The following is a 13,814-nucleotide window of genomic DNA, read 5'->3' as shown; positions in this document are numbered from 1 at the left end:
GACTCAGCCGCGCTGTGGTGGCTGTGCCAGGCTCAGCATCAGGTCAAGATTCATGTGGCGCTCTAGATGATCGGCCAGATCATCCAGCGCCTGCTCTACTCCGTCTTCGTAGGCAATGTCCGACGTCACGCCCAGCGTTGACAAATAGCGGGCACGAAATGCGTCTGACGAGAAAATTCCGTGCAAATAGCTGCCCTTGACCCGGCCGTTGCTGCTGGCGGCGCCTTCTGGTCTGCCTTCGACCTCAAGCCATGCACGGGCGCGGTCAGGGCCGTCGGTATGGCCCATGTGGATTTCGTATCCGCTGACCGGCTCTCGGTCTGGCAGGGCATGGGCGGAACGCAGGATGACCTGTTTCTGCCCGCCCATTACGGTATCGACGTTCAGCAACCCCAATCCATCAACTTTGCCCGGCCGGCCGTCCACGCCATCAGGATCGGAAATGGTCTTGCCCAGCATCTGATAGCCGCCGCACAACCCCAGGACATGTCCACCGCGGCGAACATGGGCATACAGGTCGATATCCCAGCCCTGTGCACGAAAATAGCTCAGATCTCCGATCGTGGACTTGCTGCCGGGAAGCAGAACCAGATCCGCATCGCCGGGCAGGGGACGTCCGCCTGGAATGACCTCGACGCTCACGCCGGGCTCGGCAGACAACGGATCGAGATCGTCGAAATTGGCCATACGCTCCAGTTGGGGCACAACGACCTTGCACGCGCCGCCTGTATGGGAACGGATGTCCATCATGTCTTCGGCCGGCAGTTTCCAGGCGTCGTGAAACCAGGGCACAACCCCAAGGCAGGGCCAGCCTGTTCGGGCCGAGATGTCATCACGGCCTTCGTCAAACAGGGACACGTCGCCCTTGAAACGGTTGATGGCAAAACCCCTGATCTGCGCCACGTCGCCTTCGTCCAGAACGGCCTGAGTCCCAACGATCTGCGCAATCACCCCGCCACGATGGATGTCCCCGACCAGAACAACAGGAATGTCCGCTGCACAGGCAAATCCCATATTGGCGATGTCACCTTTGCGCAGGTTGGTCTCAGCCGGGCTGCCAGCGCCCTCGATCAGAACCAGATCAGCGTCGGCGCAGAGCCTGTCAAAGCTTTCCAGCGCTGCGCCCAGTAGCTTGGATTTGTCCTTGCGATAGTCACCGGCCTTCATCGTGCCGGCGCGCTGCCCCTGAACGATAATCTGCGCGCCGGTATCCGTCTCGGGTTTGAGCAGAATAGGGTTCATGTCCGTGTGCGTTTCCCGCTTTGCCGCACGGGCCTGAAGGGCTTGTGCGCGGCCAATTTCGCCACCGTTTTCAGTGACGGCTGCATTGTTCGACATGTTTTGCGGTTTGAACGGCGCGACCCGAAGGCCCCGGCGCGTGTAGGCGCGCGCCAGCCCCGCCACCAGAACCGATTTTCCGACATTGCTGCCGGTCCCTTGAATCATGATGGCGCGAACCATGCCTTGTCTCCTATAAGTCTGGGCGCAGATGATCCGATTTGAGCCGAAAGGGAAAGCCCCGGATGAATACGCCTGCGCATCTTTTGATCGGGGCTGCCGTGTTCGCCCGGCCGCCGCAAGGACGTATCCTCTGGGCCGCGCTCGTGGGAGCGTTATTGCCGGATCTGTCCCTGTACGTGATGGCGGGCGTGTCCCTGTTTGTTCTGGGCATCCCCGAGCAGGTGGTCTTCGGGCAGCTTTACTTTTCCCCGGCGTGGCAGACCGTATTCGCCATAGACAATTCCTTTATCCTCTGGGGGCTGGCATTCTTGCTGGCAGTCTGGAGAGGTTGGCATGTTCTGGCTGTCGGTGCAGCGGCGGGTCTGTTGCATCTTGCGACAGATTTCCTGCTTCATGCGGGCGACGGACGGCCACAGTTCTGGCCCATCAGCGACTGGGTGTTCCACAGCCCTGTCAGCTATTGGGACAGCGACCATCATGCATTGTGGGTGGCTCCGGTGTCAGCCTTTGTCTGTCTGGCCGCATATGTTCTGCTTTGGCAGCGTGGATTGCCGGTTTGGGGCAAAGCCCTGTTCGCAACCATGCTGGCGGCTGAATTCTGGGTGGTGCGGCAATGGCTGTTGTTCTTTTGAGCCATTGGCTTCATGCCTGTCGATCAGGCATAGAAAAACGCGCTCTGATAGGCAGAGCGCGTTTGTTCAATCCAAATCTACCTTGGTTCAGGCAGCTTCGGCCTGCTGTGCAGCGTTGCGGCGTTCGCTTTCTTCCCGCGACAGGGCGACCGAGGTACGGACGCCGCGTCCAACGAATTCCATCAATCCGCTGACGACCCGTTCGTTCGGGTCAATGCCTGCGCAGGACAGAACTTCGCGCCCATCGCGCGAACGCGCCCAGCGGGCGATTTGTTCGGGGCCATTGCCGTATTTCTTGTCATCGGCGATAGCATCATCAAGCGCAGCCAGGACAACGGCCGCGAAAAGTTTGCGCGCACGATTGCCTTGCTCATTGTTAAAGGCAGTGCCGTCAACGAAATCTCTCATCTCGTCTTCCTTGTTGTTCTTGCTCTTGCATTTTCGGCGTGAGGGTCCTTATGACCGATTAGGTGCGATTCGGATACAGCTAAAATGCATAGTTGCGTTGCGTCACTTGCATGGCTCGCTGCACCTGCAGCACTAGGTGTCGTTGTCTTGTCAGGTGTGATCCCGCCAGATATAGGGACCGCAACTGATGCATCAACCGTTTGTGAAGGATTTATGTAATGCCCAAGATAAATGGGAACGAAATTCGCCCCGGCAATGTGCTTGAGCATAACGGTGGCCTGTGGGCAGCGGTCAAGGTTGACCATGTAAAGCCGGGCAAAGGCGGAGCTTTTGCACAGGTGGAGCTGCGCAACCTGCGCAATGGCTCGAAGTTGAACGAACGCTTCCGCTCGGCGGACAAAGTCGAACGCGTGCGTCTGGAGCAAAAGGATCAGCAATTCCTGTACGAATCCGACGGAATGCTGGTGTTCATGGATTCAGAAACCTACGAACAGATTGAATTACCAGCAGAATTGCTGGGTGACCGTCGTCCGTTTCTGCAAGATGGCATGACCATTGTTGTCGAGTTCTACGAAAGCGAGGCGCTGAACGCGACGCTGCCGCAGAAAGTGACCTGCAAAATCGTCGAGACCGAACCGGTGGTAAAAGGTCAAACGGCGGCGAACTCGTTCAAGCCCGCGGTGCTGGACAATGGCGTGAAAGTCATGGTTCCCCCCTTCATCGGCCAGGACGAAATGATCGTCGTGAACACGGAAACGATGGAGTATTCCGAACGCGCGTGACGTTTCGTCACGTTACGCATCAGACCGCGCAGGCACCCGCCGCGCGGTCTTTTCTTATGCGTTGGGTCGATAGCGATAGCGGGTTGGATCCGGGCCGAACAATTCCAGCATCAATTCGTACTTGATACGATTGGCGCTGACCTGACGATAGAATGCGATCAGAAAGGCAGTGGGTCCCTGAATGCGGCTGAGCCCACTGGTGGCGGCCACCACGGTGCCCACATCCGTTTTGCCGTGCAAGACCAGATATCCCCCCAGCATCAGGATGCCGACGGTGCCGGCCCCGTTGATCACGCTCAGCAGGAACTTTGCCGAAAGTTTCCACAGGAACATCCGCCGCCGCGTGTCGTAAATGTCATCGAACATGATGTTGATATCCCGCTCAACGGCTTCGATATCCTCGGTCGTCAGTCGGTCGGTGGCACCGCGCAGAATGCGAACCCGTTCCGCCACGAAAGTGTTCACTTTGCGCTGCGAGACCAGAACGATGATGATTTGCGGCACGATCATTGACAACGCAATCAACCCCAGACCTGGTTGCGTGGACGAGATATAGCCGATGACGCTGATCAGCGTTCCAATCTGAACGACCGGATCCGAAAAGGCTCCACCGGCAAACTTGCCCAACTCTTCGGCTTCGGCCGAAATGGCGGTGGTCATGGTGCCTTTGCGCAGGCCTTCGTCCGAATCCTTCAGGTCGGTCGAACGCCAAAGCAGGCGTTGGCGGATCAGCCGGATCATGTCTTCGCCCAAGGTTCCGGCGCGATAGCCCAGTACCCATTTCAGGGCGAGGCTCAGCAGGATGACGGCCATCATGCCGATGCCCAGTTGGATCAGTTTTTCAGTCCCGACATCGTCGGATGTCAGGTGGTTGACGATGTCGCGCTGAAACTCTAGCGGCACGGCGGCAAGGCCCGCAATTGCGACGGACAGCATGATGAGGATGATCTGTCGCCCTGCACTGGCGCGCCAGATCGCGGAATAAAGTCGAAACATGCGGGTATCCGGTTCGTCCTGTTTGCCTGCACTTTGGCAGTGCAGGACAACGGGTTCAAACTTTTCGATACAAGCTGATGCGCGGGTCGTGCCGATTTGGCAACAAGGTGGGCTCAGTCCTCCAGGCGCACTGTGGCGTCTCCGGCCTGCATCTCAGGGCCTGCACGATCAAATCGCAGATACGCGATCCCGTTTCCGCCGGCCTGTGTGTACAATGTTCCGACAGGTTTGCCATTTGCACTGACCTCGGTCCCCACCGGGGCCGAGCCCTGGACAACGACGCGTCGCAGACCTTTGCGCAATTCGGTTTTGTGCTTCATGCGCGCGGTCACTTCCTGCCCGACATAACATCCTTTTTTGAAATCCACGCCATTCAGCGCTTCGAAGCCAGATTCCAGGATGTAACTGTCCGGGGTCAGTTCAATGCCTGACTCGGGAATGCAGTGCCGGACGCGCAGTGCATCCCAGTCGGTTCCATCATCGCCCTCGGGTTCGGGGGAGTAGTTGCGCCAGCCCATGTCCGGGTGGCGGGGATCGGGCAGGGCGGTTTCCGGCGCAGCCTTGGTGCCGCGTTGCAGGTTCAGATCGGTTCCCTCGATCGTCACATCCGCTCGCAGCTTGTACATCGTCAGACGTTTGACCAGATCATCCGCAAGGTGTTCGGCCACATCCAGAAGAACTCTGTCGTCATTTCGTTTCAGGAAGAAATCCGCCAGGTACTTTCCCTGCGGAGTAAGCAGAGCAGCGTAGACCAGCCCGTTGTCCAACCCCTTAATGTCGTTGGTAATCAGATCCTGCAAAAAGCTTTCGGTATCCGAGCCGGACAGGCGCAGAATGCGGCGGGTGGGCATGGCTTGGTCCTCGTCATTTCCTCAGACCTCGTGATATAGGAAGTCCCGATGCCAAGACCAGAGGTTATCAGACGTGCCCGCGCCTATTACCGTCGTAATCCCGACCCTCAACGCTGCCGACGCTTTGCCCGAATGTCTTGGGGCTTTGATGGAAGGGGTGCATGCCGGGTTGATCCGGGAATTGATCATCAGCGATGCCTGCTCAACCGATCACACGCCGGATATTGCGGAAGAGGCCGGTGCGACGGTCGTGACCGGCCCCCCATCCCGAGGCGGCCAGCTGCGCCGAGGGTGCGCGCAGGCCAAAGGGGATTGGCTGCTGATTCTTCATGCGGATACAGTGCTGCAACAGGGGTGGAGCGAGACCGTCAGCGCCCACCTGCCTTCAGCCAAACCTGCCGCGTTTCAGCTGGCGTTCCGCGCGCGCGGGATCGCGCCGGCCTGGGTGGCTGGCTGGGCCAATCTGCGCAGCAGGATGCTGGGATTGCCCTACGGAGATCAGGGGTTGCTGGTTCCGCGTCACACCTATCAAGCGGCAGGCGGGTTTCCCGACCAGCCGCTGATGGAAGATGTGGCTTTGGTGCGCGTGTTGCCAAAGGTAACTGTTCTGAACACACGCGCCTTTACGAGTGCGGAGCGGTATGAGCGGGCGGGCTGGATTCGGCGCGGTTCTCGGAACCTGTGGACTCTTCTGCGTTACTTTCTTGGGGCTGACCCGCAAGCTTTGGCGCAGACGTATCGTCGCTGAGCGTGGTGCGCAACTCGACCACGGATTTCCCCAACCGAAACGGTGCCGCAAAACTGACAAGGCATAGGGCCACGATTTGCAGGACAAGAATATGAGCATTGTCCTGTAGGTATTCCCATTCTTCTTTCAGCTTCCCGACCTGCGCGATCAGGTCATCGTAGCTCTGCGCAAGTATCAGATAGTCGCCCGCAATCGCGGGAACCTTGCGGCGCATGTTGTCAATGGCGGTCTGTGTGTTTTCGTCCAGTGATGTGAAGACTAGGAACTGGTCGATATCAAAGGCATCGGCCTTGGCGGCCATGTCACGTATTTCGTCCTTTTCGTCCTTGGACTGACCGCCAACCAAGAAGTGAAGCCCCTGTAGGGGGGCCACTTCGTTCGTGACCGCGATGAACAGGGGCAGTTCCGAGTTGCTGGCGGTCGAAGCTGAAAGGAACTCAACCTTTTCGCATAATACGGCGGTATCCGGATCATAGGCCGGATCACAGAACCGCAGGCGGAACCGGGCCGCATCCCTGTCAAATGCCAGCGTCGCGGCATAGGCCACGTCGATCTGTCGGTCCAGTCGCGAGCTGTCCGAGGTGTAAAGCCCGGCCAAAACAGCCACCAATGCCCCAATGCCACCCAACACAACCCATACCAGATCAGCCAGTTTCCACGCCCGGTGACCTGCCGGTTTGCGAAACAGAAAGGCAGTGCCGATAGAGCCGATGACAAAGAACAGGATCAGCAGGGGCAATTGATTGTCGGTCACAAAACTCATGCGTCCAATCTTAGGACCTGTGCTTCGACCTGCAACAGGGATCACGGGCAGTTGTAACGTCTTACCATATCCCCATACTGTAGGCAGCGCAGGGGGGACTTCGATGACCAAAGAAATCGTTCTTATACACGGAGCATTTGCCGGACCTTGGTGCATGCAGAATTACGCGGCCTTCTTTCGGGGCCAAGGTTGGACGGTTCACGTTCCTGCCTTACGTTACCATGACGGTGATCCGAAAGCGGACCCCGATCCGGGTCTGACCGATACCAGTGTCATGGACTACACCAACGACATCGCCGATTTTGTACAGGGACTGGACCGCAAGCCTGTCATTTTGGGGCATGCCATTGCAGGGGTGGTGGCGCAACAAGTGGCGTCTCGTGGCCTAGCCAGTGCCATCGTTCTGATCAATCCCAATGCGCCTTGGGGCACCTTGCCCGAAACCGATGATGAACGGGCTGTACCGCGAGCCTTGATGGAAGGCGGCCCATTCTGGAAGCAGCCGATGCGGGTGGGGTTCGATTTGATGGCCCCGTTTGCTCTGAACAAGATGGATGAGGCGCAACAACACGCCGTATTCGACCAATTGGGCGCGGAAAGCGGGCGCGTGATGTTTGAAATGTTCTTCTGGATGTTCGATGACCATCACGCAATCAAGGTTGATTTCGACAAGGTTGCCTGCCCGGTTCTGGTGGTCTCGGGTGCCGAAGACAGGGCTGTCAACCCCGATACCTGCCGCGCGCTGGCAACGCGCTATGGGGATCGCGGAACCTTTTTGCTGGTCGAAGATCACGCGCATTTCCTGTTCATGGAGCCGGGTTGGGAAGGGCCGGCCTCGAAGATCGAGACATGGCTGACAACCCAGGTGATCTGAAACGGGCTTGACAACGATCCACCCTTTGCAGACATGGCGCCAAGTGAATAGGGCAGTTGACCCTTTTAGCGCGAAACCTCTGCGGGAAAGGTCCGGACATGACCCTGTTCGTTGTCCTTATTATTCTTTCGGCTGCTTTGCTGCACGCGGTGTGGAATGCAATCGTGAAGACAGCGGCGGATCGCACCACCATGCTGGGTTTGGTCGCTTTGGGTCAAGTGCTGCCTGCGGCGGTCATGGTGATGGCCCTGCCGCTGCCAAACCCAGAGAGCTTTGTTTACATCCTGCTCTCGACCGTTGTGCATTTCGGCTATTACTTCATGCTGGGAAAAGCCTATCAGCATGGTGATCTGAGTGTGGTCTACCCCATCGCCCGTGGAATTGTCCCGGCGCTGGTTTCGCTTTGGGCAATGGTCCTGGTCGGAGAAGTGCTGCCTTTTCAGGCCTGGACCGGTATCGCCCTGATTGCCGTGGGTATCCAACTGAGCAGTTGGAAAGCTCTGCGCTCGGGCGTTGGGCGCAGCGCACTGATGTTTGCGCTGGGCACCGGGTTCTGCATTTCGATCTATTCGGTCGTTGACGGGATCGGCGTTCGGCTGTCGAGCAACACGCTCAGCTATTGGGCGTGGGGGGCGTTTCTGCACCTGTTCATTGCCGGATTTGTCGGGGTACGGAAACGTGCGACCCTGAAAGAACTGCCAGCCAAAGTGTGGATGATCGGCATTCTTGGCGGGCTGGTATCGATGACAGCTTATGGTCTGGTACTGTACGCCAAGAATTTTGCACCGCTGGGAGCGGTTTCGGCGCTGCGGGAAACTTCGGTCATCTTTGCTGCACTGATCGGGTTCGTATTCCTCAAGGAAGGCAACTGGGCGCGACGGTTGGGTGCCGCGGTGCTCATGGCCGTGGGTGTCGCCCTGATCGGAATGGCGGTCTGATCCGGCTGAAAAGCCTTGGGCGACAGTGATATTTCTGGCTTAGCGGCCGACCTGAAACGTGCTTTGTGGCTTCCAGTGCATGGTGCCCTTGTCGCTGCTTACACATCGCAGCAGGCGTTCCTCGCGCGTGTTGATCGTGTCAGTCACGGTGTTGTCGCCAAAGATCACGATGAAGGAATCCGGGGAATAAGCCAGCCCCTTGTAATAGCAAAACCGTGTTTCCGCCCCGTCCGGGATCGGAGATGCCAGGCTGAGCGTCTGTTGCGCCGGGGCCTGGGTCGCCAGCATGGCAAAGGCCAGCCCATAGGTCAGTGTTTTCATGTCGTCCTCTCGTCCTGCAAATCTGTTGTCGATCAAAAAGGGTTTTGGACGCCCGGACCTCAATCATGGTTTTTTGTTTCGGCAAGTTTGAACGAGATCAACGGGTTAGGCAACGAAAATCCTACACGCGCAGCGACAAGCCAAGGGGGCGATTTTTACGGTCGGTCGTATCTGTGGTAACATGACCGCATTGTTTAAGGAGAATTGAGAGATGTTCAGACCTTCTGTGCAAGCGATTATGGACGTCATGTCCCAAAAAGGTTTTGTGGTTTTCGACACCCCCACCGTCGATTGGAACCTGAACATAGTGGGCATTCGCGCCCACCCGGTTTCACCCAAGAAATTCGATGATGTCATGACGGTGTTTCACCGGTTTCTTGGCGTTTGGGATATAGCGTATTACCCGATGACGGCCGATCCCAGCGATCATTACCTGAAGAACCCGATAAACCCGGATGGGACGGCCATTCTGGCGCCGGGGCAATATCGGTCCTGCTACAAGATCGATATTCATAAACGAGGCCGGCCCGGAGGCCACAAGGCGCTGTGTCAAAGGCTGGGAACCGTTACCGTGTTTCGGGACAACAACAGGGATGGAAACCTGAACCTTGTTAATCCTCAAAGCGGGATGTTCGGCATAAATCTGCACAAGGGGCCAAACAACGGTGACGATGACACGGCGAATACGATCTATTCCGCCGGGTGTCAGGTATTCGCGGATCAGCGTCATTTTGCCGAGTTTCTGCTGAAATGCGAAGCCGGGCGCGACGCGTTTGGCAACAAGTTCACCTATACGCTGCTGGATCAGGCAGATTTCGAATAAGGCGATGCCTTGCAAAGGTTCTGCAAGCGCCGGGGCAGGACAGGGGCTGGGGGCGTGCCCGGATCTTAAACCGGGCCTTGGCCCTAGGTCTCGACTTCGGCCTGAAGGTCTCGGAAATACCGGATGGTTGTGTGCAGCCCTTCTTTCAGTTGCACTTTGGGTTCCCAGCCCAGCAGGGTCCGCGCCAGTGTGATATCTGGCTGACGCTGCTTCGGGTCATCCTCTGGCAATTCCTTGAAACTGACAGGGGTCTCGGCCCCCACAAGGGCCTGCACTTCGCGGGCCAACTCGTTCATCGAGAATTCGTTAGGATTGCCCAGATTGACCGGGCCGGTCACGTCTGGGCCGGTCTCCATCAGTCGGATGAACCCTTCGATCAGATCATCGACGTAACAGAAAGACCGGGTCTGCGTACCGTCGCCAAAGATCGTGATCGGCTCGCCGGTCAGCGCCTGCATAATAAAGTTCGACACGACGCGCCCATCGGCGGGGTGCATTCTGGGCCCGTAGGTGTTGAAGATGCGGGCGACCTTGATCTCCAACCCCATCTGCCGGTGATAGTCGAAGAACAAGGTCTCGGCGCAGCGCTTGCCCTCATCATAGCAGGATCGCGGGCCAACCGGGTTGACGTTGCCCCAATAATCTTCGGTCTGCGGATGGATGGTCGGGTCGCCATAGACCTCGGAGGTCGAGGCCTGAAAGATCTTGCATTTCAGCCGCTTCGCCAGCCCCAGCATGTTGATCGCGCCATGAACGCTGGTCTTGGTCGTCTGCACCGGATCGTGCTGATAATGCACGGGTGAGGCCGGGCAGGCGAGGTTATAGATCTCGTCCACTTCCACAAACAGAGGGAAGGTCACATCATGGCGCATGAACTCGAAACGCGGGTTGTTGTGCAGGTGGTCAATATTGCGCTTGGTGCCAGTGAACAGGTTATCGACGCACAGAACCTCATGCCCCTGATCCAGAAGCCGGTCGCACAGATGCGAGCCCAGAAACCCGGCCCCACCGGTTACGAGAACACGTTTTCGACTGTCATAAAGGCGGGCCATTGCAAATCCTTAATCGTTAAATCCAAGCCAGCTTGTTATGGGGAAGCCGGGTCTTGGTTTGATTAGTAAACTGAAGGGGTTTGAATTGCAGCAGATTTTGGTTTTTTGAGGGCGCGTGTGGTGTTGGGGTGTCTTCTGTCCACCCAATGCTTGATGCAAAGCATCAAGCACGCGCCCGACCCGCCCCATGGACGGGCGCGAGGGTTGTGTTGAGGTCGGATGGATGTTTACGCCGATCTCGATGTGGGAATTTGACGGGCGCAGGTAACCTATCGGCGCTGGCTAGTACTTAGTGAACTTAAGCCCAGAGATTTCCGTAAGAATAATGGGTTCACCATCTTTTGGCTTAGTCGCTAATGTGGCGTTCAAGTCTTCCATCCGCTCGCCTGGCGCCATTTCAGAAATCCCGGTCCACTCGTATCTTGGGCCGTGAGGATTGAGTTTTGATACTATGTCGTCGGTTCTATGACGCTCGGGTCCGCGTTGTGACAACACCAAGAGTTTTTCATTTTCCTTTGTGTTCTGCTCCCAGAGCACATTCTGGTTTTGGAACGCTCTTTCGGTGCCGCTAATTTCCGGAGATGCGATGATGAGAATAATTTCCACCATTTGGGCCCTTTGCGGTGCTCGAACACAATTCAAGTTGCCGCTTGCAATAGAATGCCGTGCCTTCAAAAGGTTGTTTTGAAACCGGACAAACGCGATTGGCGCAAATCTGTTAAGTGAAATATTCGTTGGTCTTCGCCACCTACTCGGAGAGTACCGCATTCCAATAAAGTTCTTTTTCCAGTATTCATTGGTAAACCCAAAGTGGCAGACACCTCCCTCGTGGAAGGAACATTTTGCAATTCCACCAAGGCTTTTGGAAATAAGGTAAACGTTTCCTCGGTGAACTGTAATTGAATAAACAGAACTGAAACGTTCAGTCTCCGTCCCGATATAGAAGCGAAATTTTTTCTTTTTCGCCATTGGCGTTTCTTAATTTCAAGTTTTTGGGAAACGACTGTCAAAGTCAGTGACAAAGATAGCCTCGAAAAACTCCAATTGGTTAGTCACAAAACCTATCAATTGGCAATTTCTTTAACGGTTGTGCCAAACTCAAACATCCAACTCCTCAACAAACCGTGCGTTCTCCTGAATGTACTGGAACCGCAGTTCGGGTTTTTTGCCCATCAGGCGCTCGACCAAGTCGCCGGTTTCGCCGGGTTCGTCCTCGTCGATGGTGACCCGGATCAATTTCCGGGATTTTGGGTCCATCGTGGTCTCTTTCAGGTCCTTGGCATCCATTTCACCCAGACCTTTGAAGCGGGACACGTCAATCTTGCCCTTGCCGCCCAGACCTTTCTCAAGCCACTCATCGCGCTCGGCCTCGTCCAGACAATAGACGCGTTTGGCGCCTTGGGTCAGACGATATAGGGGCGGGCAGGCCAGGTACAGGTGGCCCGCGTCGATCATCGGGCGCATCTGGGTGAAGAAGAATGTCATCAGCAAGGACGCGATATGCGCCCCGTCCACGTCGGCGTCGGTCATGATGATGACCTTGTCATAGCGCAGATCGTCGAGGTTGAACTTGCTGCCCAGCCCCACGCCCAGCGCCTGCGTCAGGTCGTTGATCTCGGCATTGGTGCCCAGTTTCGAACTGGCCGCGCCCAGCACGTTGAGGATCTTGCCGCGCAGGGGCAGCAGGGCCTGAGTTTTGCGATCGCGGCCCATTTTGGCCGAGCCGCCGGCCGAGTCGCCCTCGACGATGAATAGTTCGGTGCCTTCGCGTGTTGAACTGGAACAGTCCACCAGCTTGCCGGGAAGACGAAGTTTTTTAGTGGCGGACTTGCGTTGTGTTTCCTTCTCGGCCCGTCGGCGCAGGCGTTCTTCGGCCCGCAGGATCAGGAAGTCGAGGATCGCGCCGGCGGATTTCGTATCGGCGGCCAGCCAGTTGTCGAAATGGTCGCGCACCGCGTTTTCGACCAGCCGCTGCGCCTCGACCGTGGCAAGGCGGTCTTTGGTCTGACCGACGAATTCCGGCTCGCGGATGAAGCACGAGACCAGCGCGCAGCCCCCTGCAATCAGGTCTTCCCGCGTGATCTGGGCGGCTTTCTTGTTATTGATCAACTCGCCATAAGCCTTGATCCCCTTGAGGATCGCGGCCCAAAACCCGGCCACATGAGTACCCCCTTCGGGCGTGGGGACGGTGTTGCAGTAGGATTGGATGAACCCATCGCGTGAGGGCGTCCAGTTGATCGCCCATTCGACCTTGCCGGGGGTTCCGAATTTCTCCTGAAAATCTACGGTTCCGGCAAAGGGCTGCTCGGCATAGGTCGACGAACCATTCATCGTCTCTTTCAGGTAGTCCGACAGCCCGCCGGGGAAGTGGAAGGTGGCCTCGGTGGGCGTCTCGCCGTCATCGATGGCGGATTTCCAGCGAATCTCGACGCCCGAAAACAGGTAGGCCTTGGACCGGATGGATTTGAACAGGCGGGCGGGTTTGAACCGGTGGTGGCCAAAGATCTGGTCGTCAGCGTGGAAGGTGACTGTGGTGCCGCGCCGGTTGGGGGCGGCGCCGACCTTTTCCACTGGGCCCAACGGGACACCGCGCGAGAAACGTTGTTCATAAAGTTGCTTGTCGCGGGCCACCTGAACGACCATCGAATCCGACAGTGCATTCACCACCGAGGCGCCCACGCCGTGCAGACCACCCGAGGTCTGATACGCTTTGCCCGAGAATTTGCCGCCCGCGTGCAATGTGCACAGGATCACCTCGAGCGCGGATTTGTCCGGGAACTTCGGGTGCGGGTCGATCGGAATGCCGCGCCCGTTGTCGCGCACGGTCAGGGCGTAATCGGCGTGCAGTTCCACCTCGATCCGGTTGGCATGGCCTGCCACTGCCTCGTCCATCGAGTTGTCGAGGATCTCGGCCACCATATGGTGCAAAGCGCGTTCATCCGTGCCGCCGATATACATACCAGGTCGCTTGCGGACCGGTTCCAAACCTTCGAGCACCTCGATCGAGGAGGCGTCATAAGTTGTGGTCGCTTCTGGCGTCAACAGATCGTCGGGCATGGGTGCTGCTCTTGTTTTTGAGTTTCCCCCATTATGGCAGGTGATGTGGTCCGGGGGAAGAGGGGCGCGAGGTGTTGTGGACGGATTGAAGGCATGGGGCCGCGGGAT

14 protein-coding genes and 1 pseudogene are annotated in these 13,814 nt (G+C 57.3%); 6 read left to right on the top strand and 9 right to left on the bottom strand.

Translation table 11 applies throughout. The features are described from left to right. Positions 1-3: 3 nt before the first annotated feature. Positions 4-1,461, bottom strand: coding sequence for a cobyric acid synthase (locus GOW04_RS06910; RefSeq protein ID WP_171231939.1), 1,458 nt, complete (start codon positions 1,459-1,461; stop codon positions 4-6). 62 nt (positions 1,462-1,523) lie between these two features. On the opposite strand from GOW04_RS06910, the gene GOW04_RS06905 reads away from it, so the two are divergent. After that, the gene (locus tag GOW04_RS06905; RefSeq protein ID WP_171228415.1) at positions 1,524-2,093 is read left to right on the top strand and encodes a cobalamin biosynthesis protein CobQ; all 570 of its coding nucleotides are present in this window, start codon (positions 1,524-1,526) and stop codon (positions 2,091-2,093) included. Between the two features lie 87 nt (positions 2,094-2,180). Here GOW04_RS06905 and GOW04_RS06900 read toward each other — a convergent pair whose 3' ends face one another. Next, on the bottom strand, positions 2,181-2,501 hold the full coding sequence (locus tag GOW04_RS06900) for a DUF6280 family protein (protein WP_037310273.1): 321 nt from the start codon (positions 2,499-2,501) through the stop codon (positions 2,181-2,183). A gap of 218 nt (positions 2,502-2,719) precedes the next feature. Between GOW04_RS06900 and efp the strand changes: the two genes are divergently transcribed. Beyond that, positions 2,720-3,283, top strand: coding sequence for an elongation factor P (efp, locus tag GOW04_RS06895; protein WP_152457470.1), 564 nt, complete (start codon positions 2,720-2,722; stop codon positions 3,281-3,283). Between the two features lie 54 nt (positions 3,284-3,337). Here the strand turns inward: efp and GOW04_RS06890 are convergent, their stop codons facing one another. Both GOW04_RS06890 and GOW04_RS06885 read right to left on the bottom strand, forming a co-directional pair. Continuing rightward, positions 3,338-4,279 (bottom strand): ABC transporter transmembrane domain-containing protein, encoded by a 942-nt coding sequence (locus GOW04_RS06890; RefSeq protein WP_171119462.1) that lies wholly within the window; start codon positions 4,277-4,279, stop codon positions 3,338-3,340. Between the two features lie 113 nt (positions 4,280-4,392). Further along, positions 4,393-5,130: a folate-binding protein YgfZ gene (locus tag GOW04_RS06885; RefSeq protein WP_152457472.1), complete on the bottom strand. Its 738-nt coding sequence runs from the start codon at positions 5,128-5,130 to the stop codon at positions 4,393-4,395. 73 nt (positions 5,131-5,203) lie between these two features. Here GOW04_RS06885 and GOW04_RS06880 point away from each other — a divergent pair, with 73 nt between their 5' ends. Beyond that, entirely contained in the window at positions 5,204-5,878 is a 675-nt protein-coding gene (locus GOW04_RS06880) for a TIGR04283 family arsenosugar biosynthesis glycosyltransferase (RefSeq protein ID WP_171231938.1), read from the top strand. 7 nt (positions 5,879-5,885) lie between these two features. Here GOW04_RS06880 and GOW04_RS06875 read toward each other — a convergent pair. Then, a pseudogene (locus GOW04_RS06875) lies at positions 5,886-6,641 on the bottom strand (hypothetical protein); the annotation flags it as partial. A 103-nt stretch (positions 6,642-6,744) separates the two neighbouring features. Here GOW04_RS06875 and GOW04_RS06870 point away from each other — a divergent pair. Further along, positions 6,745-7,515: an alpha/beta hydrolase gene (locus GOW04_RS06870; RefSeq protein ID WP_171231937.1), complete on the top strand. Its 771-nt coding sequence runs from the start codon at positions 6,745-6,747 to the stop codon at positions 7,513-7,515. 98 nt (positions 7,516-7,613) lie between these two features. Beyond that, entirely contained in the window at positions 7,614-8,453 is an 840-nt protein-coding gene (locus GOW04_RS06865; protein WP_171231936.1) for a DMT family transporter, read from the top strand. A 39-nt stretch (positions 8,454-8,492) separates the two neighbouring features. Here the strand turns inward: GOW04_RS06865 and GOW04_RS06860 are convergent, their stop codons facing one another. Next, on the bottom strand, positions 8,493-8,774 hold the full coding sequence (locus GOW04_RS06860) for a hypothetical protein (RefSeq protein WP_152457476.1): 282 nt from the start codon (positions 8,772-8,774) through the stop codon (positions 8,493-8,495). Positions 8,775-8,985: 211 nt separating this feature from the next. Here GOW04_RS06860 and GOW04_RS06855 point away from each other — a divergent pair, with 211 nt between their 5' ends. Further along, on the top strand, positions 8,986-9,597 hold the full coding sequence (locus GOW04_RS06855; RefSeq protein WP_171206580.1) for a hypothetical protein: 612 nt from the start codon (positions 8,986-8,988) through the stop codon (positions 9,595-9,597). A gap of 83 nt (positions 9,598-9,680) precedes the next feature. Here the strand turns inward: GOW04_RS06855 and GOW04_RS06850 are convergent, their stop codons facing one another. The 3 genes from GOW04_RS06850 to parE form a co-directional block, all read right to left on the bottom strand. Then, positions 9,681-10,649 (bottom strand): UDP-glucuronic acid decarboxylase family protein, encoded by a 969-nt coding sequence (locus tag GOW04_RS06850; protein WP_171231935.1) that lies wholly within the window; start codon positions 10,647-10,649, stop codon positions 9,681-9,683. Between the two features lie 282 nt (positions 10,650-10,931). Next, entirely contained in the window at positions 10,932-11,618 is a 687-nt protein-coding gene (locus tag GOW04_RS06845; RefSeq protein WP_171231934.1) for a hypothetical protein, read from the bottom strand. Positions 11,619-11,747: 129 nt separating this feature from the next. Continuing rightward, positions 11,748-13,706 carry a DNA topoisomerase IV subunit B gene (gene parE, locus GOW04_RS06840; protein WP_171231933.1) on the bottom strand — a complete coding sequence of 653 codons (1,959 nt, stop codon included), beginning with the start codon at positions 13,704-13,706 and terminating at the stop codon, positions 11,748-11,750. Between the last annotated feature and the right edge of the window lie 108 nt (positions 13,707-13,814).

The organism is Ruegeria sp. HKCCA4812, from assembly GCF_013034245.1.
Classification (GTDB): domain Bacteria; phylum Pseudomonadota; class Alphaproteobacteria; order Rhodobacterales; family Rhodobacteraceae; genus Ruegeria.
This window is presented reverse-complemented; position numbering and strand designations above follow the sequence as displayed.